This window comes from Paraburkholderia sp. GAS41, assembly GCF_050436545.1.
Lineage (GTDB): Bacteria > Pseudomonadota > Gammaproteobacteria > Burkholderiales > Burkholderiaceae > Paraburkholderia.
On the sequence record NZ_JBNDMK010000022.1, the window covers coordinates 13,363 to 36,993 of the forward strand.

At 63.1% G+C, this 23,631-nt stretch carries 19 protein-coding genes and 1 pseudogene; 12 read left to right on the forward strand and 8 right to left on the reverse strand.

Features of this window, described 5'->3' with window-relative positions:
- Window positions 1-342 precede the first annotated feature (342 nt).
- Window positions 343-1,011, reverse strand: a complete 669-nt coding sequence (locus P3T43_RS25840) for a HugZ family protein (protein WP_429283849.1) — start codon at window positions 1,009-1,011, stop codon at window positions 343-345.
- Window positions 1,012-1,205: 194 nt separating this feature from the next.
- Here P3T43_RS25840 and P3T43_RS25845 point away from each other — a divergent pair, with 194 nt between their 5' ends.
- The gene (locus tag P3T43_RS25845) at window positions 1,206-2,417 is read left to right on the forward strand and encodes an MFS transporter (protein ID WP_429283850.1); all 1,212 of its coding nucleotides are present in this window, start codon (window positions 1,206-1,208) and stop codon (window positions 2,415-2,417) included.
- 649 nt (window positions 2,418-3,066) lie between these two features.
- Window positions 3,067-4,407, forward strand: a pseudogene (locus P3T43_RS25850) (collagen-like triple helix repeat-containing protein); the annotation flags it as partial.
- A gap of 110 nt (window positions 4,408-4,517) precedes the next feature.
- Here the strand turns inward: P3T43_RS25850 and P3T43_RS25855 are convergent.
- Together P3T43_RS25855 and P3T43_RS25860 are read right to left on the reverse strand one after the other, a co-directional pair.
- Window positions 4,518-5,522 (reverse strand): cupin-like domain-containing protein, encoded by a 1,005-nt coding sequence (locus P3T43_RS25855; RefSeq protein ID WP_429283851.1) that lies wholly within the window; start codon window positions 5,520-5,522, stop codon window positions 4,518-4,520.
- A gap of 141 nt (window positions 5,523-5,663) precedes the next feature.
- Window positions 5,664-6,809 carry a branched-chain amino acid ABC transporter substrate-binding protein gene (locus P3T43_RS25860; protein ID WP_429283852.1) on the reverse strand — a complete coding sequence of 382 codons (1,146 nt, stop codon included), beginning with the start codon at window positions 6,807-6,809 and terminating at the stop codon, window positions 5,664-5,666.
- Between the two features lie 561 nt (window positions 6,810-7,370).
- On the opposite strand from P3T43_RS25860, the gene P3T43_RS25865 reads away from it, so the two are divergent.
- Together P3T43_RS25865 and P3T43_RS25870 are read left to right on the forward strand one after the other, a co-directional pair.
- Complete coding sequence (locus tag P3T43_RS25865; protein WP_429283853.1) at window positions 7,371-8,072, forward strand: dienelactone hydrolase family protein; 702 nt, start codon at window positions 7,371-7,373, stop codon at window positions 8,070-8,072.
- A gap of 20 nt (window positions 8,073-8,092) precedes the next feature.
- Window positions 8,093-9,583, forward strand: a complete 1,491-nt coding sequence (locus tag P3T43_RS25870) for an amidase (protein WP_429283854.1) — start codon at window positions 8,093-8,095, stop codon at window positions 9,581-9,583.
- 79 nt (window positions 9,584-9,662) lie between these two features.
- On the opposite strand, the gene P3T43_RS25875 is transcribed toward P3T43_RS25870, so the two are convergent.
- The 4 genes from P3T43_RS25875 to P3T43_RS25890 form a co-directional block, all read right to left on the reverse strand.
- Entirely contained in the window at window positions 9,663-9,974 is a 312-nt protein-coding gene (locus tag P3T43_RS25875) for a high-potential iron-sulfur protein (RefSeq protein WP_429283855.1), read from the reverse strand.
- Between the two features lie 139 nt (window positions 9,975-10,113).
- Window positions 10,114-11,220, reverse strand: coding sequence for an NAD(P)/FAD-dependent oxidoreductase (locus P3T43_RS25880; protein ID WP_429283856.1), 1,107 nt, complete (start codon window positions 11,218-11,220; stop codon window positions 10,114-10,116).
- A gap of 290 nt (window positions 11,221-11,510) precedes the next feature.
- Entirely contained in the window at window positions 11,511-11,813 is a 303-nt protein-coding gene (locus P3T43_RS25885) for a DUF4148 domain-containing protein (protein WP_429283857.1), read from the reverse strand.
- A gap of 274 nt (window positions 11,814-12,087) precedes the next feature.
- Window positions 12,088-13,065: an AAA family ATPase gene (locus P3T43_RS25890; protein WP_429283858.1), complete on the reverse strand. Its 978-nt coding sequence runs from the start codon at window positions 13,063-13,065 to the stop codon at window positions 12,088-12,090.
- A 294-nt stretch (window positions 13,066-13,359) separates the two neighbouring features.
- On the opposite strand from P3T43_RS25890, the gene P3T43_RS25895 reads away from it, so the two are divergent.
- Window positions 13,360-13,851, forward strand: coding sequence for a hypothetical protein (locus tag P3T43_RS25895; protein WP_429283859.1), 492 nt, complete (start codon window positions 13,360-13,362; stop codon window positions 13,849-13,851).
- 28 nt (window positions 13,852-13,879) lie between these two features.
- Window positions 13,880-14,677 (forward strand): endonuclease/exonuclease/phosphatase family protein, encoded by a 798-nt coding sequence (locus tag P3T43_RS25900; RefSeq protein ID WP_429283860.1) that lies wholly within the window; start codon window positions 13,880-13,882, stop codon window positions 14,675-14,677.
- Window positions 14,678-14,746: 69 nt separating this feature from the next.
- Here P3T43_RS25900 and P3T43_RS25905 read toward each other — a convergent pair whose 3' ends face one another.
- Entirely contained in the window at window positions 14,747-15,715 is a 969-nt protein-coding gene (locus P3T43_RS25905) for an aldose 1-epimerase (protein ID WP_429283861.1), read from the reverse strand.
- Between the two features lie 282 nt (window positions 15,716-15,997).
- Here P3T43_RS25905 and P3T43_RS25910 point away from each other — a divergent pair, with 282 nt between their 5' ends.
- The 6 genes from P3T43_RS25910 to P3T43_RS25935 all read left to right on the forward strand — a co-directional run bounded on the left by P3T43_RS25910 (window position 15,998) and on the right by P3T43_RS25935 (window position 23,587).
- Window positions 15,998-17,050 carry a LacI family DNA-binding transcriptional regulator gene (locus P3T43_RS25910; RefSeq protein ID WP_429283956.1) on the forward strand — a complete coding sequence of 351 codons (1,053 nt, stop codon included), beginning with the start codon at window positions 15,998-16,000 and terminating at the stop codon, window positions 17,048-17,050.
- Between the two features lie 119 nt (window positions 17,051-17,169).
- The gene (locus P3T43_RS25915; RefSeq protein WP_429283862.1) at window positions 17,170-18,192 is read left to right on the forward strand and encodes an ABC transporter substrate-binding protein; all 1,023 of its coding nucleotides are present in this window, start codon (window positions 17,170-17,172) and stop codon (window positions 18,190-18,192) included.
- A gap of 396 nt (window positions 18,193-18,588) precedes the next feature.
- Window positions 18,589-20,154, forward strand: a complete 1,566-nt coding sequence (locus tag P3T43_RS25920) for a sugar ABC transporter ATP-binding protein (RefSeq protein ID WP_429283957.1) — start codon at window positions 18,589-18,591, stop codon at window positions 20,152-20,154.
- Entirely contained in the window at window positions 20,144-21,160 is a 1,017-nt protein-coding gene (locus P3T43_RS25925) for an ABC transporter permease (RefSeq protein WP_429283863.1), read from the forward strand. The genes P3T43_RS25920 and P3T43_RS25925 overlap by 11 nt, the downstream gene beginning before the upstream one ends.
- A 59-nt stretch (window positions 21,161-21,219) precedes the next feature.
- Entirely contained in the window at window positions 21,220-22,182 is a 963-nt protein-coding gene (locus P3T43_RS25930) for an ABC transporter permease (RefSeq protein WP_429283864.1), read from the forward strand.
- A 634-nt stretch (window positions 22,183-22,816) separates the two neighbouring features.
- Window positions 22,817-23,587, forward strand: a complete 771-nt coding sequence (locus P3T43_RS25935) for a ferredoxin--NADP reductase (RefSeq protein WP_429283865.1) — start codon at window positions 22,817-22,819, stop codon at window positions 23,585-23,587.
- Window positions 23,588-23,631: the final 44 nt, after the last annotated feature.

Genomic DNA, 23,631 nt, shown 5'->3' on the forward strand with positions numbered 1-23,631 from the left:
TGCCCTTTGAAGGTGTTCATGCCTCGGAATTTGCAGGCGAGATTAACACAAAACGGAAAGCGTGGAAAAGCCCAACTGTTAAATTAATTATGCCTTGTTTCAAAAACGTTCGTTTAACCGAAATTTACAACGCCTTTCATTTACCTCTATTTTTCGCAAGATATGGAAAAGGCAGCGTGCGCGTCGAGTAAATAGTCTGTTTAATTCTCAAATTATGAAATGCGAAATGCGCTGTGAGGAGAAACATCTCACGGGATGAGAGTTTTCGTCCCGATATTGGCATCAATGCGAAATAATAGTTCGGATGCGTGAAATGATCCGCTTTTCCCGAAATAGTGGCGGTCACGAACTAGCCATATGGCGCGCGATGCAATCTTCCAGCGCCGCGCGTAGCGACTCGCCATCTTTTGCCACTGTGTCGAATATGAAGCGGCTTCGCGTGTTGCCGCTCTGCAGATCGATGCCGTAGCGATCTATGCCTAACCATTCGAGATGTTCCGGCCGCTGCGGATGAGCGTCGAATAAAGCCAGCAGCGCCTCCTCTTCGTCGAACGCGACGGGCTCGAGAGGATCGAGTTCAGCGCCGTCGAGCCATCCCATCGCGCCAAAGCCTCCGATGTAGCGCATGCGTTCAAGGCACATCACCCAGAAACTGAAGTCGCCGAGCGCGAGGTAACGTTCGGCATCCGGGTGATAGCGCAGGTAACGGCGGACCGCTTCGGGCTTCGGTTCGACCTGCTCGAACGCGCCTAGCAACGTGAGCCGCTGGCCGTTGAGCACATCGCCATCGGGCGCTTGCGAAACGAGAAAACCTGCTCGCGGATCGGCTTGCAGGTTGCGCGTATGTTCGGCAAGGCGGCTCACCAGAATCATCGGACGGTGCCGCGCGTCCGGCGCAAACGGCAGGATCGAGGGATACGGGAAGCCCTCGGGCTGACGCGAATGAGTCGCGAGTGTGCCGGCAGCGGCCTGATGCAACAGATGAAGCGGGGCGTGAGCGGGAATGTTCAAGTGCGCGTCCTCGATAGATTGCGAGCCGCAGGCCGACACAAGAAAGCGGCGGCGCGGCCGTCGTTCCGCATAAGGAGTAAATATTAGTGCAGCGTGGCCTGCACGAGTCCGGTCGCTTCGTTAGAATCGAATCTCCGCTTTCAGGCGGCTTTCTTGATTCCGCCGAAATCCTGCTTTTCTCCCACGAGACTTCTGTGTCCGACCGTTCCTCTGACTTCCTGGCGCTGCCCGCCGCTCACCGCGATCTGCCAGCCGCCTCGTTGCGTCGCGCCCGCTTCGCGACCATGGCGCTCTTCTTTATTGCCGGGATGATGTACGCGTCGTGGGGGGTGCATGTCCCGACCGTACGCGACCGATTTCATCTGAATCCGGCGCTGTTGTCGTTCGCCTTGCTGGCGGTGGCAGGCGGTTCGATTACGGCCATGGCCACCAATGCGTCATGGATTGCGCGGGTCGGGACGCGCCGGGCCTGTTTCGCCGGCGGACTGACGATGGCCGTGTGCGCAGCGCTGATCCTCGTCGTGCCCGCTTACTGGCTGCTGCTGATCGTTCTGGCATTCTTCGGCGCCGGCATGGCGACGCTCGACGTGGCCATGAACGCTGAAGCAAGCGCCGTCGAACAGGCCCTGGGGCGGCCGATCATGTCAGCTTTGCACGGCATGTTCAGTGTTGGCGGGATGGTGGGCGCTGCCGTCGGAGGAGCATTGCTGTCACGCGGAATGCCGCCGGAGATGCATCTCGCATTGGCTGCGACCCTGAGCACACTCGTCCTGCTGGTCGCGTGCCCTGCCGTCTTGCCGCACGTGCCGCACGCCGACCATCCGGATTCCGCGGCGCCGCGCGCCAACCGCTGGCGCTCTCCCGCGCTTTGGGCGTTGGGGGCGACCGCGCTGATTGCACTGATCGCCGAAGGCGCGATGTACGACTGGGCCACTGTCTATATGCGCGATGTCGTCCTCGCCACGCCGGCGCTTGCGAGCGCGGCCTACGCTGCATTTTCCGGCGGCATGGCGGCCGCCCGCTTCGGTGGCGACGCCGTGCGTGCCCGGTTCGGCGCGCCGCAGCTCGTCATGGCAAGCGCCTCGCTCGCGTGCGCGGGGATGATCGGTGCGCTGTTGCTGCCCTATCCGTTTGCTGCGTTGACGGGCTTCACGCTGATGGGTTTGGGGCTCGCGAACATGATGCCGGTGCTGTTCGCGGCGGCCGCGCGCGTCGAGGGCATCCATGCGGCCGAGGGGCTTGCGCATGTGGCCGGGCTCGCTTATTTCGGACTACTGCTGGGTCCGGTGATTATCGGCGGGGTTGCGCAGGTCACCAGTCTGCCGATCGGGTTATCGGTGGTCGCGGTGTGTTCTGCGCTGATTGCGTTTGCGGGTCCCAAGGTGTTGCGGCGGCTCAAGATCTGATCGATGACGGCGCGGCTGGTGAGTCAGTCGCGGGTTTTGCCGCCTGTCCTCCCCCGGGATATGCCGCGTTATGCGTTACGTTACACGCGCGGGGCGCGTGGCCCTGTTCCGCGAAACATCGCCTCGCGTGGCGATCGTCCGGGCGTCGTCGCACTCCGCTGACCCTTGATTCTTCTAGGTTTATTCTGCATGACTGATCACATAGTACAAATGGCATAAGGCTTGCAGTTAGCTCCCCATCGATTTGATAACCGGGAGCAGAGTCATGAACCGCAATTTCCAAAAGACGGCCATCGCCTTGTGCGTATCGTCGCTGATGATTCTTCAAGGCTGTGGCACGACGGTCAATAAGCCGCCGACAGTCGGTAGCGGTTCGGGAAGCGGTGCAGGCGCAGGAACCGGCACTGGGGCTGGCTCGGGTGGTGGTTCGCATACGCCGACTCCGACTCCGACGCCGACGCCGACGCCGACTCCGACTCCGACACCCACGCCGACTCCGACGCCGACGCCGACACCCACGCCGACTCCGACTCCGACTCCGACTCCGACTCCGACGCCGACGCCGACTCCGACTCCGACGCCGACGCCAACGCCAACACCGACGCCGACGCCGACGCCCACACCGACGCCCACACCGACTCCGACACCGACTCCGACGCCCACACCGACTCCGACTCCGACGCCGACGCCAACACCGACGCCAACACCGACACCGACGCCGACACCCACACCCAGCGCCAACGCCATCGGTGTCGTCGTCCAGAACACAGGCAACGTCGTCACCTCGTCCGGCCATACGGTCTCTTCGATCGGCAGCCAGATCGGCCTTACGCCGATCCCCGGCGGCAACTCCGCGACCAGCACCGCGCTCGGCAATATCCTGTCGAATCTCGGCAACGGCGTCACCGCCGTCGGCATGGGCGCGACCAACGGCCTCGGCCAGCTTGGCGCCTCATCCAATCCGCTTGGCATCACGCTCTCGAGCAGCGGCAACCTCGTTTATGACGCGGGCCAGGCGGTCAACAGCGCCGGTCAGTTAGTGACCAGTCTCGGCACCGGCCCAACCGCGCCCCTCAGCCCGCTGACGACACCGCTCGGCAGCACCGTCTCGACGCTCGGCAACGCAGTCAGCGGACTCGGCACCCATCTCGGCACGGCCATTTCGACCGGCCCGATCGAGCAGGTCACGCAGTCGGTCAGCACCGCGATCACCCCGATCACGACCACCCTCGCCCAGACGACGCAGACCATCGGCAACACCACCGGTCTCGGTGCGCCGCTGAACGGTCTGCTGTCGACCATCGGCCATGGACTCGATAGCGCGGGCAGCCAGATCAGCAGTGCCACCGGCAACCCGATTGGCCAGAACCTCGGCAGCGTGGTCACCAACCTCGGTAACACCGTCACGTCCGCAGGCGGCTTGCTGACTGGCGGCACGGGTGGCAATCCGCTTGCGCCGATCACTGGCATCCTCAGCGGCGGTACCAACCCGCTCAGCGGCACGCCACTGGCGCCACTCACCAGCATCCTGACCGCCTTGCCTGGCACGCTGAGCGGCGGCCTCACCGGCGGCAGTTCGGGTAACCCGCTGGCGCCGCTCACCGGTGTGCTGACCTCGGTGACCTCGTCGTTGACGGGCGCACTCGGCGGCGCGAGCGGCGGCGCAGGCAATCCGCTGGCACCGGTGACCGGCGCCCTGACCTCGGTCACTGGCGCACTGGGTGGCGCGGCAGGCGGATCGGGCAATCCGCTGGCACCGGTGACCTCGGTGGTCTCGTCACTGACCGGTGCGCTCGGTTCAGTGAGCGGCAGCGTCACGGTAGCGGGCTCGGCCAGCGGTTCCGCTACAGCCAGCGGCAGCCTGCTCGCACCCGTCACTGGGCTCGTCAGCTCGCTCACGAGCGGCCTCACCAGCGCGACATCCGGCAGCAGCACCTCGGGCGGCAGCAGCTCAGGCGGTCTCCTCGGCGGCTTGATACCCAAGAAATAACGAAGGCAAAAAAAGCAGTACCAGGGAGGCGGCGGACCGGGCAACCGGTCCGCTGTTTTTTATCGTCCGGGCGTGAATGACATCACGCCCCGGAGCAGCGTATTGCGCGCCTAGAGTTCGTGATAGGTATCGTAGGTATTGCAGAAGTCGTTGCGTACGACGAAGTTGGTATACGTCATCGTGACGGAGGCTTCGAGGCCCTCGACGTAGTGCCACCAGCCGATCGGCAGGAACAGCAGGTCGCCGGGTCCGATCGTGCATTCGATCAGGTTCGCCTGCTGCGCGTCCGGAAAACGCGCGACATCGATCGCACTTCCATCCACCTGCGAATAACAGTGCAAGTGGTTATACATATGCGGCGTATCCGACATCGGCACCAGCTTGACCCGTTTGCGTCCGATCACCTGCGCCATGAAATTATTGGTGAGGTCATGATGAAACGGTGTTTTCGTGCCGGCCGGACCAAACCAGAAAAAGCCGGTATCGGCCGACGCGGGATCGAGATACTCGCGAATCGTCGGCGTATCCGCCCATAACGCCGCTAGAGACTGACGATTTTGCGAGGTGTTGTTCGCCGTCATATAAAAGTCGTTGGTCGGTCCACTCTTCTCGACCAGATCGACATACTCGCGAAACGGCATGATTCGCTTCAGATTCGGCTGGTTGATTTCGTAGTTGGGATCGGCGTTGCGACCCAACTGTACTTCAACTTCGCAATCGCCGCAGCGAGCACGAAAGTAATCGAAATTCCATAGCGTGCGCGCCGGCCACGAATCGAATGCGCCCGAGATAATCACCGGCCGGTTCTGAAAGTAGTACTGCTCAAAGAATTCATCACGCGAGAGCCGCTCGCGCCGTTGCACGGCACCGCCACTGTCTCGCATACGGCTCAACTGGCCATACACGGATAACGTCCAGTCGCGCTTGCGCAAACGGTTGCGCAGACGTGTACCGCCCTGCAGATACGGGCTGGCCAACGCGGTGTTGATTTCGAGTGCGGCTTCTTCGGGATTGAAGCCCTGTTGCATGAGCACGGCATGCAACGCGGGGGGCGCTGCGTCCAGCAGCAGATTTTCGGCTATCCAGCGACGCCAGTCGTCGATCGATCGGGTCACGTCATCTCCCAATATTTTATTTGTACGATCGATAGACTCTCATGCAACCGCCCAAAAGAAAAGGCACGCGTTTCTAAAAACACGTGCCTTGCATCATCCGTTGGACGGCAGGCAAAACGCCCGCCGTCATGCGGCATGAAATTACATCTTGACCACGTCCAGCAGCGTCTTCTTGCCCGCCTTGTAGTCGTACAGCGAGATCACGCCGTGCTGCAGGTCGCCGTGCGAATCGAACGTCGTTTCGCCAATCACGCCCTTGTAGTCGGTCGTCGGCATCGCTGCCAGGATCTTTGCCGGATCCGTCGAGTTAGCACGCTTCATAGCATCAGCGATGATGTACACAGCGTCATACGTGAACGGAGCGTAGATCTGGATCGGCTGGCCAAAACGCTTTTCGTACTTGGCTTCGAACGCCTTGCCGCCAGCCATCTTTTCGAGCGCCATACCGGCTTCCGAGCAGACGATGTTGTCGGTTGCGTCGCCAGCCAGGTCCGACAGCTTGTCGGTACACACGCCGTCACCCGCCAGAACCTTCGCACGCAGGCCGAGCTGCTTGGCTTGCTTGGCGAACGGGCCGCCGGTTGCGTCCATGCCGCCGTACATGATCGCGTCAGGGTTTTCGCCCTTGATCTTCGTCAGAATGGCGCGGAAGTCGACTGCCTTGTCGTTGGTCGCATCATGCGACATCACGTTCAGGCCGAGCGACTTGGCGGTCTTCTCGAACTCGTTCGCCAGACCTTGACCATAAGCGGTCGAGTCGTCGACGATCGCGACGCTCTTCACTTTCAGGTCTTTGGCTGCGTAGTTAGCCAGTGCCGGGCCTTGTTGCGCATCGGTCGCCACGACGCGATACGTCGTCTTGAAACCCTGTTGCGTGTAAGCCGGGTTCGTTGCCGACGGCGAGATCTGCACGATGCCTGCATCGCTATAGATCTTTGAAGCCGGGATCGACGTGCCCGAGTTCAAGTGGCCGACCACGGCGACAACCTTGTCGTCAACCAGCTTCTGTGCAACTTGCGTTGCCGTACGCGGGTCAGCTGCGTCGTCTTGTGCGTCGAGTTGCAGCGTGACCTTCTGGCCGCCAATCGTCAGACCCTTGGCGTTGATTTCTTCAACCGCCAGACGAGCGCCGTTTTCGTTGTCTTTACCCAGGTGAGCAATACCGCCAGTAAGCGGTGCGACGTGGCCGATCTTGACGACCTCGTCCGCCACCGCGCCCGTTGCCAACGACGCAAACAACATGGCAGCAGCGCTGATCGGCAACAGCTTTTGAATCTTGATGTTCATGTAAGTCTCCAGTTTCGGTCCCAAAAACAACGTAATCGCCCTGTGCCCCGCTTCCTTCTCGTGTCGCTCAATCCCGTGGACGACCACGCCGGTTGCATCGTTATGCACTTGGCCAGCACGCAAACCGGTCTGTTTGTGGCAGGCGGCTAAGCGTACTTGCGCGCAAGTGTAGGCGATCAAATTAATTTGTGGGACTTTTTTGAGGAAGTGGGATGAACACCAATAGCGTTTATCCTACGAGGTCGAATGGTGAATCGTTTGCTACCCCGGAAAGCACCGGCCCATGCGGGTTTCCGCTAAGCGCCGGATTTTTGGGTCGATCCGTCTAAACGGTTTTCCGGCTTAAACCTTCGGCCTAAACCGTTAATTGCCTCAATAAGGATTCAATGAGACGAAGCGGCCTCTTCATAGTGTACCGGCGCACCCGCCTTCAGCCTGCCCGCGCCACGGCCGCTGCGTCGCCGCGGACCCCGCAATACGGCCTTTCTTTTTTAGTGGCAAACTGACCGCCCGCTGCGGGCAATACCCGCCTGCGCCCACAGTAAATGGAAGGAGTACGACGTGAGTGTGACATCGCGATGGATCGATATCCCGGCCGGCAATGAAAGTTTCCAGGGCTACCTGGCGTTGCCCAAAGGCGGCAAGGGTCCGGCCGTCATCATCATTCAGGAAATCTTCGGCGTGAACAGCCATATCCGCGCGGTGGCCGAGCAGTACGCGCAGGATGGCTACGTCGCGCTCGCGCCGGATATTTTCTGGCGCACCCAGCCGCGCGTCGAACTGACCTACGCCGGCGCCGACCGTGACAAAGGCATCGAAATTCTGCAGAAGACCGACGTGGGTCTCGCCGTGGCGGACATCGGCGCGACAGCCGCTGCCCTGCGCGCCATGCCCGAAGTGACCGGCAAGGTTGCAGCCATCGGCTATTGCTTCGGCGGGCGCCTCGCCTACCTGGCTGCCGCACAGAACACGATCGACCTTGGCGTGAGCTATTACGGCGGCGGCATCCAGAACCTGCTCGACGAAGCGGCGAAGATCAAGGTGCCGATGCAGTTCCACTACGGCGAGCTCGACCACGGCATTCCAATGGAAGCGGTGGGCCAGGTGCAGGAGCGATTCGCGGGTCGTGGCGATGCGCAATTCCATATCTATGCGAATGCCGATCATGGCTTCAACTGCACCGACCGCGCGTCGTACAACCAGCACGCTGCCGCGCTCGCGCACGGTCGCACGCTGACGTTCCTCGGCGAACATCTCTATTAATATTGCGAGGCGCATCCGGCGTGCTATCCGACTACCTGGCCCATGACGCAATCGGCCTCGCCAATCTGGTCCGCACCCGCGAAGCCAGCGCGCGCGAATTGCTTGACCTTGCCATCGCGCGCGCCGAAGCAGCCAACCCCGCCATCAATGCGATCGTTCTCAAGGATTACGAGGCGGCCCGCGAACGCGCCTCGCAAGATCAGGCGTACGTGCCCGGCGCCGGTCCGTTCGCAGGCGTGCCCTATCTGATCAAGGATCTGGGCGCGCCGGTTGCGGGGTTGCGAATGTCGATGGGCAGCCGCCACTACCGGCACTACGTGCCCACTGAAGACGCGCCTGTCGTGACATTGGCGCGCGCCGCCGGCCTCAATATCTTCGCCAAGACGAGCACCTCGGAACTGGGGCAGATGCCCTACACCGAGCCCGAACTGTTCGGGCCGTGCCGCAACCCCTGGAGTCTCGATCACACGCCGGGCGGCTCGAGCGGCGGTGCGGGAGCCGCGGTCGCCGCCGGCATCGTGCCGCTCGCGCATGCTTCCGACGGCGGCGGTTCGATCCGCATCCCAGCCTCGTGCTGCGGGCTGTTCGGCCTCAAGCCGTCGCGCGGGCGCATTCCCACGACCTATACGAACGCCCCCGGCGAGCTGGGCGTCGATCATGCCGTTTCGCGCAGCGTGCGCGACAGCGCCCTGCTCCTCGATTTCATGACGGGACAAACCGGACGCCAGCCTGCCGGCGCACCCGGCACGTTTCTGGGTGCAGTCGGCGAGCCTTGCCCGCCACTGGCCATCGCCTACGTGACGGACCCGATGCTCGCGCCCACGTTGTCCGGCGACGTGCGCGCGGCGCTCGACGACGCGGCGCAACTCGCCGCATCGCTCGGCCACCATGTCGAACCGGTCACGCTCGGCATCGATTTCGAAGCCGTGCGCCATGCTTTCCTGATGCTGTGTTCGGTGACGACTCGCGACATGGTGTTGAATGCGGAGCGCATTACCGGTCGGAAACCCACGCGCGACGAATTCGAAATCGCCACATGGGCGATGGCGCAAATCGGCCGCAAACTCGGCGAGCGCGCGTTGCCCAACGCACTTGAAGAGCAACGCCGGATCACCGTCAAGCTGACCGACCTGCTGTCGCGCTACGACGTGATCCTCTGCGCGACGCTGGCTTCCGCGCCGATCAAGATCGGCGAGATGCAGCCCACCCAGAGCGAGCGTCTGCAGATGCGCGCGGTCACGGCCATGCCCATCGAGCCGCTCATGAGGAAGATGCTGGCGGAAGCAGCCGACAAGGCCTTCGCCTGGGCCGGCTGCACGGAGATATTCAATCTGAGCGGGCATCCGGCCATGTCGGTGCCGCTCTACTGGAATGCACGCGGCCTGCCGGTCGGCGTGCAGTTCGCCGCCCGCGAGGGTGGCGAAGCGACGCTATTGCGACTCGCCGCGCAACTGGAAGCGGCGCGTCCCTGGTTCTCCAGAAGACCGCCGTTGATGCCGGCGCGCAATTGAATCACGCACGCCGGAGCGAACCCTCAGGCGTGCGTAAGATGCACGTCCGGCCGCAATGGCCGGACAGCCCAGCGAGCAGTTACGCCTTCTTGTTGTACGCGCTGCACCAGCCCTTGGCCGAGACCTGCTTGCCGCCGAACATCGGGCAGCCGCCCCACTGATCACCCGCCTTGCCCTGGAAAAAGCTGCAGTTGCCGCAGTCCTGACCGGCGGCGTACTTGGCGTATTTGGCCTTGTCGACCTGGGCCGCGTCCTGCTTGTAGCCGAGCGCCTGAGCGGTTGGATCGGTTTCGGTGACTTTGGGGGCGTCGGCGAAGGCCTGGCGCGACAGCGCGAGCGTCGATGCGACACCAATGCTCGTAATCAGAAAACTACGACGGGATGACTTCATGGGGACTCACTCCATTTTGTATTGGACAAACGCCGTTCTGACGACAGCGTTCCCAAGCATAGCAATGAAGCCGCCCCCCGTGAGCGTTCAAATGATAGAGATAACGAATCGGTACTTCGCTGCGGGCCGGGTGGCCTGCCTAGGCCCGCCCCGCCAGTTCGCAGACGCGCTGCGCGATTGCCAGACACGCGGTTAGCCCCGGCGACTCGATCCCGAACAGATTGACCAGACCACGGACGCCATGCGCCGCGGGCCCCTGAATCACGAAGTCGGCGGCGGCTTCGCCAGGACCGGAGAGTTTCGGACGAATGCCGGCGTAGGCCGGCTGCAATGCGCCGTCCGGCAAAGCGGGCCAATAGGCGCGAATCGCCGCGTAGAAGGAATCCGCACGGCGCGGATCGACGTCATAGTTGATCGCGTCGACCCATTCCACATCCGGACCGAAGCGCGTCTGGCCGCCGAGATCGATGGTCAGATGCACTCCGAGCCCCGCCTCGTTCGGCATCGGATAGATCAGGCGGCTAAAGGGGGCGCGTCCCGTGATACTGAAGTAATTGCCGCGCGCGAGAAAGAGCGGCGGCACGTGACGTGCGTCGAGTCCGCGAATCTTGCGGGCGAGCGCATTGGCCTGCAGTCCTGCGCTATTGACGACACAGGCCGCGCTGATGGTGGTGGGCGCCGCCCCGCCCACTTTCACGACGAAGCGCCCGTTGCTCGACTCGATCGCTTCGACCGGCGCATGGAATGCGCATACCGCGCCATCGCGCTCGGCATCGCCCTGAATCGACAGCATCAGTTGATGACTGTCGACGATTCCCGTATGCGGCGAAAACACCGCCTCCACGCATTCCAGCGCGGGCTCCAGCGCCTGCGCCTCGGCACCGCTTATGCGCATCAGATCGAGCACGCCGTTTTCCCTGCCGCGCGCCATGATGCCTTCCAGTTGCGGAATCTGATTGCGCGAGGTTGCCACCAGCAGCTTGCCGCAACGCGAATGCGGCACACCATGCCGCCCGCAATAGTCGTACAGCATCTCGCGACCGCGCACGCAGAGCCCTGCCTTGATCGACCCACGCGCATAGTAGAGCCCCGCGTGAATCACTTCGCTATTGCGCGAACTCGTGCCTACGCCGATGGCCTCGGCCGCCTCCAGCACGATCACTTCGTGACCGCGTGCCGCGAGTGCACGCGCCACCGCGAGCCCCACGACGCCCGCGCCAATCACCACACATTCGATTTGATCCATGTCCCTTGACGCGGCTTACCGCCCCGCGCGCTGCCTCGTCCATCCGATGAAGATGAAGACAGGATGCGGCCGTTTTATCCGGCTCGCTGCTCGCTGTCGAACGCATCCTGCACACATGACAAAATCGTACGACGCGGTACAGAAACGAATGCCCGCAGTCGCCACGACTGCGGGCATCGGATTGGGGAACCAGTTCTGCTACTGCGTCTTGATTCTGTCTGTCGCCCAGCTTCAGTGTACGCCGTCGAGGAACGAGCCGCTCGCTTCTCACGAGCGCGGAACCAGGCCGATCAGTTTTGTTCAGTCGTGCGATTGAGCGCGGCGTCCCGCTCGACGCCGTTTCGGGTCGTATTGATCTGAACCCGCGGCACCGTGTAGCCGCCGGTGGCGAACTGCGCCGGATACGCCGGATCGTTCGGGTTCAGGCTCAGTTCACCGTCGGCGCGCGCCTGCGCGAGTTCAGCCTTGACCTCGGCGCGAGTTTTCGGGCCATTGTTGACCGTGGCCGCGTCGTTCGCACTGGCGAAGGCTGGCACCGCGACGGCGGCGGAAATCAGCAAGGCAGCAAACGGTGCAAAGGGAGCGAGTTTCATGATGGGTTCCAGATTCGTCAGTACCGCTGGGTCAGGTCTGACATGCAGCGGCGCTGTCATGCGCCGCTGCATGTCGGGATAGCCCAGTGTAGGCCACGACTATCAAAAAACCATTCTGATTGAGCCAATAAACAGTTACGTTCAGGAGAACAATCCAGGCTCGGGATTCGCTTGAGCGTCATGCGGCTATTCACGCGCCAAGGCTGCCCACCAAGCCCATGAAAAAGCCGCCCGAAGGCGGCTTCTTCGTGAGTAGAACAAAGTCCGGCGTCGCTCAAAAGCCGATCGGTTTGCGCCGGTTACCGTAGTCGAGACGGATATCGTCCGCGCCGATCCAGTCGCGGCCCTCGATGCGCGCCGCCCCGAAGCCATTCAGAATCGCGCGGCGCATTTCTCGCGGCGACGCATGTTTCAGCGCATCGAGCGCGGCGTCACCCAGCATGCCAGGAAAGCGCAAACCCCAGCCGTGCGCTGAGCGGATTTCATCGTAGATGGATTGCGCAATGCGCCGCGCGCCGTCGCGATCCGGCGGCGGAATCTCGTACACGTTCATGCGGTTGAGGATCGGCTCGGGAATCGAGCGCTCGTCGTTTGCTGTGGCGATCCAGATGACGTGTCCTGCGTTGATCGGAATCTCGGCAAATTCATCGATGAAGGTTTGCGCCGTGTCATGTTCCAGCAGCGCATACAGCGCGCCGAGCGGATCGTATTGCGAGTCGCCGGTCGCCTTGTCGATTTCGTCCACCGCAATCACGGGGTTGGCGTAGCTGCCATGCACCAGCGCATCGAAGACCTTGCCGGGCTTGGCATTCTTCCATTGCGACGACGCGCCCGAGAGAATCCAGCCCGCCGTCAGCGAACTCATCGCAACGTAGTGATACGAGGTGCCCAGAAGCCGCCCGAGCTGTTTCGCAAAATGCGTCTTGCCGATGCCCGGATCGCCGAGCAGCAGGATCGGCATCAGTTCGAGCCGGTCCTCGGTTTCGAGGCACAGCGCGACCTGCTTGCGGACGTCGTCGAGCGGTTCGCTGAAGTTGGGCAGCGCCTCGACCAGATCGTCGATCGAGGGCATCCGGTTCGGCTTCACGCAAAAGCGCAGATTGCCGATCTTCAACATCTTTTCGTAGGTGGTGCGCAGCGCGTCGTTCGCGCCTTCGCCAAGATCATTCAGCGCGGCTTCGACCCGATCGAGGTCGTACACCTTGCTGAACGACGCCACCGCGATTTCCTGTTTGACCATTGCTGTTGTCATGACTCACCCCGTCGTACTGGTCCTGCTGCTGCGGCACCGGTAAGGCGCCGTTTCAGGTTCAGTGTAACGAGGCCATATTCGTGCGCAAGCGAGCAGCCACGCGGGTCTGCTGCTAACACCGGAACCCTCGGCCGGATCGAAGCGCACTGGCGTGACCGGGCCGTATCCTCATGCGAAATAGCGTGTTGCTGAACCTGGTCCCGACATTCGTGTCAGAAAGACGTTGTGCCCATCAGGCGTAAGATGGGCGCCTGTCATCCTGCCGGACGCAGCGCTCCCGGAGAGCCGTCAATCATGTGGAAATCCAGTTTCGTCGCCGTGTTGTTGAGCACGTCGTTACTCGCGCAGGCCCAACAGCCGGCCGCCCAGCAGGTCGTGCAATGGCAGTTGCAAGTGATGCGCGACGGCCAGCAGATCGACTCTTTCGAAGGAACGACGACAGTCGGCCAGGCGCGCACCGATACGCATCATCAGGTCGTGCAACACAATGTCGGCTGCAAGGATGCGCCCGGCGGCAGCATCGATCTGTCGCGCACACTCACCATCTCGCCGCTGCAGGCCGACGCGAATCAGGTCACACTCGCTATCGACGCGCAGGAAACCTTCGAGGACGACAGCGCCCAGCAGACCGATACCGGTTGCAAACTGCCGCCGCAGCCGCGCCAGGTGAGCGCCAGTCATCCGGGGCTGAAAGTGCCGGCCGGTCAGTGGGCCACATGGCAGATCGTCGACAAGAATCCGAGCCTCGTGTACCGGATCCATGCCGGCCTCGCCGATCACTCCTGATATCAACGAACACCGTGGACCCAGCGGCATGCGAAACCCCGAAGAACTGATCCGCGAGAGCGTACAGCCGAAAGACTTCATTGCGGTCAGCTGGAACCTGCACAAGGGGCGCACGCCTCTTGGCTTTCAGGCGTGGCAGGCCATGCAGCGCTGGGTGCAGTCGACCCACGCCGATGCCTACTTCCTGCAGGAGGCGATGGCGCGGCGCATGCCGGCGCCGGTGCTGACCAGCAATTTCGGCGCACCGCTGCTCGATCCGCTCGACGATATCTGGCATTGCCAGGCCACCGAAATTGCGCGCGCGCTGGAGTTGCAGATCGCCCTCGGGCCGAATGTGTTCAAGCCCTCGTGGCGACACGGCAATGCCATCCTGTCGCCGCATCCGCTCGATCTCAGCGGCCGTTGGGACATCTCCGCGCACCGCTTCGAGAAACGCGGTCTGCTGGTGGCGCGGGCCACCTTCGCCGGTCATTCAGTGACGTTGTTGTGTGCTCACCTGGCGCTCACACGCTCGGCAAGACTGCGGCAGATGCACTGGATCGCGCACTGGATTGCGAAAGAAGCGCCGGAAGGACCGCTCGTGCTCGCCGGCGACTTCAATGACTGGCGTAACGACTCGGTGCCGCTCTTCGGCGAACACGGCCTCCATGAAGTGGCGACCTTGCTCGGCGAATCGGGACGAACCTTCCCGGCGTTTTCGCCGGCGCTCGCGCTCGACAAGATGTTCGTGCGCGGCATGAAACCCATTGAATGGATCCCGCCGACGCAGGAAACCGCGTGGCTCTCGGATCATTTGCCGTACATGGCGCGCTTGCGGGTTGAATAGCACGGTGCCGTGGGGCGCGGCTGCCGTGCAGCGGCGCTTCGGCTCAACTGCCGACTGCGCGGTTTCGAACTAGACCCGCTGCGGCGTCCAGTGCACGGTCGCCGTGATCTGCTCGTCGGGCATCAGCACACAGCCGCCCACGCGATCGGGTGTGTCGTTGGCGTTGAAGCAATCGGTGGTGTTCGTCACCGGTTCGACGCACAGCAGCGCAGCGTTCGCCGGCGCAAACACCACCATATGATCGAACGGCGCCTGCGCCGTCAGCGTCAGCTGACGACCTTCGTCCGGCCACGCAATCGTCGCGCTGCGCGACCAGCCCGCGAAGTTGTTGTCGAGATCGAACGCGTCGGCGGACATGCCCGCGCGCAACGCCTCGACGGCGGGATGCGGGCCGAGGTGGGTCGGCAGCACTTCACCGTCGGCATGCCACATGCCCTGCACCTGCGCGTACACGCGTGTGTTAGCGGTGCGCGGGTAATACGGGTGATGTCCCATGCCGAACGGCATCGGCCGCTCCGCCAGATTGTGTGCCGACAAGGTCACGCGCAACGTGTCGCCCGCCAGTTCGATGCGTTGCATCGCACGATAGCGAAACGGCCAGTCGCCGGGCATCTGCGGATCCGGCTCGTGTTCGAAGTGCAACTCCACCGAACTCGCCGTCCGCGTGCCAACCCGCCAAGGACGACGCCACGCATGGCCATGCAACGCGTGAGTGAACAGATTGCCGTCGCCGGCAAGATCGATGGTCTGGCCGTCGAATTCGAAGCGTGCATCGCGAATGCGGTTGCAGTACGGCAGCAGCGGGAAACTTCCCATGCGTAGCGGATCGCGTTCAGCCAGGGCCGCCTCGGTGGCCGGCCGTAACCAGTGCACCGGGCCCGCGACCGCGTTTTCGTAGTACGCCGCAATCGAACCGCCGACATGCGGTGCCACCAGCAAACGCATCGTGCCGCTCGCGAGGGCGATCAAGGCGGGATCGTCGAGCTGGAATGGCTCTGTTACGGCTGGCCGGCTCGGATTCAAGGAAACATCGCGCATGGTAAGGATAGGAAAGCCCGTAGGCAGAACGCGGCCGACATGGCCCCGCGCGACCGAGAATCGCACGTCGCAACTCTCAGGTCAATATTATTAGTAATATTTAGATCAAAATCCAGTTGATAGAAGGCCCCGTCCGACCTCCCAAATGACGGGTTTTCGCGCGTTCCCACCGCATATTATTAGTGGTACCGTCAGCACGATCATGCCCTTGGCATTCCCCGCTTTTGCCGCCGCTCCAGTGCGGCCCGCTCAATGAAAAAATCGACTCAACGCCGCCCTACGATGACCGATATCGCCAAGCTCACCGGCGTGTCGCAATCGACGGTCTCGCTTGTCCTGAACAACGCAACCGGCGCGAAGTTCTCCGAAGCCACTCGCAACAAGGTGCTCAAGGCGGCACACGATCTCGGCTACCGGCTCTCGCCGCGCGAACCGGTGCTGGCCTCCAAGGACGAGCGCAATCTGATCGTCTATCTCGCCGACGAAATCTCGACGAGCCCGCATCCCGTCGTCAACATCGACGGCGCGCGCGACGCCGCCTACGCGAGCGGCAAGATGCTCGCGGTCTACTCGACCCACGGCAATGCGGATATCGAGCAACAGGTGCTCGAAACCACGCTGTCGAACCCGAACCTGTTCGGCGTGATCTACGCCACCGTCTACACGCGCAAGGTGAGCCTGCCGGGTGCGCTGTCGCGCGTGCCGACCGTGCTGCTCAACTGCTACACCAGCGAAGGCGGCCAGTCGTCGGTGGTGCCCGCGGAAGTGGCGGGCGGCCATATCGCCACCGAATATCTGCTCAACGCCGGCCACCGGCGGATCGGCTACATCAACGGCGAACCGTGGCAGGACGCCTCGAAAGATCGCCTGAAGGGCTACCGCACCGCGCTCGCCACGGCCGACCTGCCGTTCGCCTCCGAGCTCGTGCGCGACGGCGACTGGAGTTCAGGCGCCGGCTTCGAACACACCCTCTCGCTAATGCGCGAGACGCACCCGCCGACCGCTATTTTTTGCGCCAACGACCTGACCGCGCTCGGCGCGATCGAGGCCATCAAGCAGCTCGGCCTGCGGGTTCCCGAAGACGTTTCCGTGCTCGGCTACGACGACCAGGAAATCGCCCGTCACACGCATCCCGCGCTGTCCACCGTGGTGCTGCCGAACTATGAACTCGGCCGCTGGGCGGTCGAAACGCTGCTGCAGGAGGAACAGAACCGCGCGGCGGGCGCGCCGGTGCGCCATCGCATGGTGAAACTCGACGGTCCGCTCGTCGAACGCGCCTCAGTGAGGGTAATTACCGAGGCAAAATCGCCCATAATTAATATTATTAGTGATTGACCGATAATAATTTTGGATGGAATAATCGGCACGTCCGGTCACGGGGCGCGCAAGTGCCGATCGGCAGAAGAAGCACAAAAGCAAATACACACCTACCTCACCAGGTACTGGAGGAAGACATGGCATCGCTCAAACGGCAATCGCGCGGACAACGGACGGGTCGAATGACCGCAGCTCCGCTGGCTGCATCCCTTGTGGCACTGGCACTCGGTTTCGGCGTCGCGACGGCTCACGCCGACGATGCCCTGCCCAGGATCCCCACCAAAACCCCGCTGAAGGTCGGCTTCGCGCAGACCGAAAGCAACAATCCGTGGCGTCTCGCGGAAACCAAGAGCATGAAGGACACCGCCGCCAAGTGCGGCTGGCAGCTGGTCGTCACGGACGCCAACGGCTCGAACGCGAAACAGGTTTCGGACATCCAGAACATGATCGCGCAGCACGTCGATCTGCTGGTGTTCCCGCCGCGTGAAGAAAAGCCGCTGTCGCCGGTCGTGCTGCAGGCCAAGAAGGCCGGCATTCCGGTGATCCTGGTGGACCGCGACGTCGATCACTCGGTCGCCAAGCCCGGCCAGGACTACATCACCTTCATCGGCTCCGACTTCATCAACCAGGGTCAACGCGCCGCCGACTGGATGGTGAAAGCCACCAACGGCAAGGCCAAGATCATCGAACTCGAAGGCACGACCGGTGCCTCCGCGGCGAACGATCGCAAGAAGGGTTTCGACGACGTGATCGCCAAGCACCCGGACATGCAGATCATCGCGTCGCAAGACGGCGATTTCTCGCGCGACAAGGGTCGTCAGGTGATGGAAACGCTGCTGCAGGCTCATCCGGACGTGACCGCGGTCTACGCGCATAACGACGAAATGGCATTGGGCGCGATCGCCGCGATCAAGGCCGCCGGCAAGCAGCCGGGCAAGGACATCCAGATCGTGACGATCGACGGCACCAAGGGCGGTATGGATGCCATCGCCGCCGGCGAACTGGGCGCGAGCGTGCAGTCGAGCCCGTTCTTCGGCCCGCTCGCCTGCGATGTGGCGCAGAAGTACGCGAAGGGCGAAAAGATCCCGACATGGGTGAAGGTCTCCGACCGCTTCTACGACAAGGGCAACGTCGCGCAAAACACGCAATACGGCTATTGAGGCCGGCGCGTTCAGCGCAGCACGTCCCCGGCTCCCGGAGGATTCACCTCCGGGAATCGGCGACCGTAAGGTATCCCGGCCCCGGAAGTGGTCCCCTTTTAGGGTCATGGGGCACCTGAAAGAGATCCCCAGTGCAAAAGGCAGTCATCCCGGGCACTGGGGACGTCCCGCAGTACGTCCCCCTTCAGTCTCCGAGGGGGATGGGAAGGGTTCGGAGCGACGCGCCTGTGCCACGACGGGCCGTCGCTTCGCTTTGTCTTACGCACTACTATGGGAAGGTGGCGCGAGCCGCTCCGCCGCCCGCCGTACCGCATCTGCAGCAGGAGAATAGACGTGACGCAACCCGGCAGCCCCACGCCGCCGTCTCCCAGCGCCGGACGTTCGCCGCTGCTGGAGATGCAGGATATCCAGATCAGTTTCGGCGGCGTGCCCGCTCTGCGCAACGCGAATCTGAGCGTCGCCGCGGGCGAAGTGCATGCGCTGATCGGCCAGAACGGCGCCGGCAAATCCACCATGATCAAGATTCTCACCGGCGCGTATCGGCGCGGCGGTGGAACCGTGCGCTTCGAAGGCCGTGAGATCGATTTCCGCACTCCGAAAGAAGCGCGCGAAGCGGGCATCAGCACGATCTATCAGGAGATCAACCTGGTGCCGTTCCGCTCAGTGGCGGAGAACATTTTTCTGGGCCGCGAACCGCGCCGCTATGGTCTGATCGACTGGCGCGCCGTGCAGCAGCGCGCCGCTGCGCTGCTCGAATCGTTCGGGCTGCAGATCGATGTGAAGAAGCCCGTGCGCACCTATTCGACGGCGATCCAGCAGATGGTGGCGCTGGCCCGCGCGGTATCGTCCGACGCCAAGATGGTCATCATGGACGAATCCACCTCGTCACTCGACGAACGCGAAGTGGAACTGCTGTTCACCGTGGTGCGCAAGCTGCGCGACGACGGCCGCGCGGTGATCTTCGTCTCACACCGGCTCGACGAACTCTACGCGCTGTGCGATCGCGTCACGGTGATGCGCGACGGCCAGACCGTCGCCCAGAGTTCGATGGCCGACATGGACAAATTGCAGCTCGTCACGACGATGCTCGGCCGCAGTCTCGCCGCCGTCGTTCAGGACGACACCAGCGCGCGCGAAGCGAACCTCGCGCGTCGCGGCGCGCAGGTCATGGCGGTGCACAACCTCAGCGCCCATCCGAAGGTGAGCGACGTGTCGCTGGAAGTGCACGCCGGCGAAGCCGTGGGCCTCGCCGGACTGCTCGGCTCGGGCCGCACGGAGACGATGCGGCTGATGTTCGGCGCCGATCCGCTCGAGCACGGCACACTCACCGTCGGCGGCGAAACGGTGACGCTCAAATCGCCACAGGACGCCATTGCGCGCGGCCTTGCCTATCTCACCGAAGACCGCAAGGGCGACGGTATCGTCCCCGAGCTGTCCGTGCGCGACAACCTCACGCTAGTCTGCCTGCGCACGCTCGCCAGACATGGCGTGGTGGACGTGAAAAAGCAGCAGGTCATCGTCGAGCGCTTTATTGCCTCGCTCGGCATCAAGCTGCGCTCGCCGGATCAACCGATTCGCGAATTGTCCGGCGGCAATCAGCAGAAGGTACTGCTCGCGCGCTGGCTGGCGGCCGAACCTTCGCTGCTGCTGCTCGATGAGCCGACCCGCGGCATCGATGTCGGCGCCAAGGCGGACGTCGCCAGGATCGTGCGCGAACTGCGCGACGCCGGACTCGCCGTCCTGCTGTCGGCCTCGGAACTGGAAGAACTGACCGCCGTGGCGGACCGCGCCGTGGTGATTCGCGACGGCCGCACCGTCGCTGAACTGAATGGCGCACAAATGAGTGAAAGCAGCATCATGGATGCCATCGCGTACGGTAGCGACGGCGCCTCGCAAATCGCGGAAGCGGCCCACACGGCCCATATCGAAGACGCGCTGGAGGGCGACCGTCATGGCGCTTAAGTCGCTCAAATCAGTCGGCAATCAGGCCGCGCAGCCGCTCCCCGCAGTGGATGGCGCCGCGCAGGAACGGGCGAAGAAGCGCCACCGCGTCACGATCCAGCGCGAAGTCATCGTGCTGCTGGCGATGCTGGTGTTCAACCTGCTCTTCACACAACACTTCTGGTCGCTGCAAACCTTCAACGTCAACCTGACGCAGGTCGTGACGATCGTGATCGTCGGCATCGGCATGACGCTGGTGGTCGCGACGGGCGGCATCGATCTGTCGGTGGGCGCGTCCATGGCGATTTCCGGCGCACTGGCGCCGATGCTGTTCATGAACATCCCCGGGCCCGGCGGCATTGCGCTCGCGTTCGTCCTGCCGGTTCTCGCCGCGGCTGCCTGCGGCGTGTTCAACGGCTTGCTGGTGACGAAGCTCTCGGTGCAGCCGATCGTGGCCACGCTGGTGCTGTTCATTGCCGGCCGCGGCATTGCCCAGGTCGTCACCGACGGCAGCCTGCAAGCCTTCGACAACCCGACCTTCCAGTGGATCGCGCTCGGCAAGGTGGGCGGCGTGCCGTTCCAGGTGCTGCTGATGTTCGCGCTGGTCGCACTGTTCGTCTGGGTGGTGCGCAAGACGCTGTTCGGCCAGTACCTGCTGATTACCGGCGGCAACGAGAAGGCCGCCTATCTCTGCGGCGTGCCTACTACGCGCGTCAAGCTGATCGCTTACACGATCTGCGCGGCGCTGGCCGGACTTGCGGGGCTGATTTCGATTTCGGTGAATTCGTCGTCGGATGCGAACGTGGTCGGGCTCGGTGTCGAACTCGATGCGATCGCCGCGGTAGCGGTCGGCGGCACCGCGCTGACGGGCGGCAAGGCGTATATCGGCGGCACGCTGATCGGCGCGCTGATCATCCAGTTGCTGCGCTTCACCCTGCTCGCGCATGGCATTCCCGACGCGGCCGCGCTGGTCGTCAAGGCGGCGATCATCATCGCAGCCGTGTACGTGCAACGGCGCTCGCGCTGATCCCGAACGTCCATGCCGATTACGTTGCCTGCGCTCCCCAAGACTCCGGACCCGATGCGATGAAAAAGAATCTCCCCATCCTGCTCGCGCTCGTCGCCCTCGTGGTGCTCGGGCTCGTGCGTTACGAGCACTTCGGCTCCGCCTACAACATCAATTCGTTCTGGCGCTACAACTCCATGTTCGCGCTGATTTCGGTCGGCATGGCGTTCGTCATCATCACCGGCGGCATTGACCTTTCGGTCGGCACGGTGGCGGCGATGTCCAGTGTCGTCGCCGCGCTCGCCAGCAGCCATGGCGGTTGGGTCGCCGTGGTGGCCGGCACCGCAGCGGGGCTCGTGGTGGGCGTGCTGAACGGCATCATCATCACGCGTCTGAAGATCCTGCCGTTCATCACGACGCTCGCCACCAGTCTCGGCGCGCACGGTGTCGCGCTGCTGCTGGGTAAGAACGACGCCGTGTCGATCGACCCGGCTTCGAATTTCGGCAACTTCGGCCAGGGCGATCTGTTCGGCCTGCCGATCCCCGGCATCGTCGCGCTGGTGGCGGCGCTGGCTGGTTGGCTCGCGCTGCGCAGCACGCGCTTCGGACGGCATTCGCTGGCGATCGGCGGCAGTGAGGAGGCGGCGCGCCTGATGGGCCTGAATGTCGACCGTACACTGATCATGGCTTATGCGGTGAGCGGGCTGCTGGCCGGCATGGCGGGCGTGATCCTCGCCGCGCAGTTCGGCGCGGGACAACCGAACGAAGGCGTCGGCTGGGAGCTGTTCGCGATCTCCGCCGTGGTTTTGGGCGGCACATTGCTGACGGGCGGTGAAGGCTCGATTGCGATGACCATTGCCGGTGTTCTGCTGCTCGGCCTGGTGTTCAACCTGCTCAATTTCGAAAACGGGCTGGGGTTCATCAGCCTGTCGGCCTATTGGCAATCGGTGATTCGCGGTGTGTTCCTGCTGGCCGTCATCGTCATGCAGGCCCGGGTACTGAAGCAGCGTGCGCGCAAGCGCCCGGCTGCCGTGGCGGGCTGAAGGCGGAGTTTGCGGCTGAAGCGCGCGTGCGCGCACGGTCTGGCTGGGGAGTGGTCGGGTTGATTGGCCGATTGGCGGCAGCGGCAGCGGCAGCGGCAGCGGCAGCGGCAGCGGCAGCGGCAGCGGCAGCGGCAGCGGCAGCGGCAGCGGCAGTCCCGATTCTGCGGCCTATAGACGGCAAAATTGCCTTTTTCCCTGATCTTTAGCGCCGTTTTGTGGGATTTTTGCTCCTTTTGCCGTCCCGCGAGCAGGGTCAATGCTGCACTGCGCGACGGCTTTCTGTATCATCCCAAAAACTTGTTGTGAGGGCGTGTGCCTACCGGCATGCGATCCGCTCACCGGACGGCGACACGCACCACGCGCATTTCGCCCATCGCCGTACCGCTGCTGAACCCCGGCTGTACCCCCGCCGACGTGCTCCGATATGTGCCGTTCCGAAGCCGCAAGTCCGGCAACCGCCTGAGCATGCTCGATGCCGCGCCGCCACCTCAAGGTGGCAAGCGCGGTAAAATGGCGGATTGCGCATCATTTTCCTTTAGCAGTCGGTCAACCACGGGGTTAGCGCAGCATCGCCCTTGCCGTGCCGGCCGGCTATTCGTCTGGCCGTCTTTGTTTTCGCACCATCCAAGAAGCCATGAGCAACCTGAATTCACAAACCGTCCTGAGCGTCCATCACTGGACCGATACGCTGTTCAGTTTCACCTGCACCCGCGACCCGTCATTTCGCTTCGAAAACGGCCAGTTCACGATGGTCGGCCTCGAAGTCGACGGCAAGCCGCTGATCCGCGCCTACAGCCTCGCGAGCGCGAACTACGAAGAGCATCTGGAATTTCTGAGCATCAAGGTTCAGGACGGCCCGCTCACCTCGCGCCTGCAGCATCTGAAGGTGGGCGACCAGGTTCTGATCGGCAAGAAGCCGGTCGGCACGCTGATGGCGGACAACCTGCTGCCCGGCAAGACGCTGTGGCTGCTGTCCACCGGCACGGGCCTCGCGCCGTTCATGTCGATCATCAAGGATCCGGACATCTACGACCGTTACGAGCGCGTGGTCCTCACGCACACCTGCCGTTTCGTCGACGAACTGGCGTACAAGGAATACATCACCGACCACCTCCCGGCGCACGAGCACCTCGGCGAACTGGTGCAGGAAAAGCTGCTGTATTACCCCACCGTCACACGTGAGGCATTCCAGAACCGTGGCCGGATCACCGAACTGATCGAAACCGAAAAGCTGTTCGCCGACCTCGGCGTGCCGGGCTTCTCGCTGGAAAACGACCGCGTCATGTTGTGCGGCAGCCCGCACATGCTGCGCGACACGCGCAAGCTGCTCGACGACGCGGGTTTCCAGGAAGGCAGCAACAATGCGCCGGGCCACTACGTCGTCGAAAAGGCGTTCGTGGGCTAAGTTGGGCTTTAACTGCAGGGATGGTGGACGCAGCGTGCTCACCG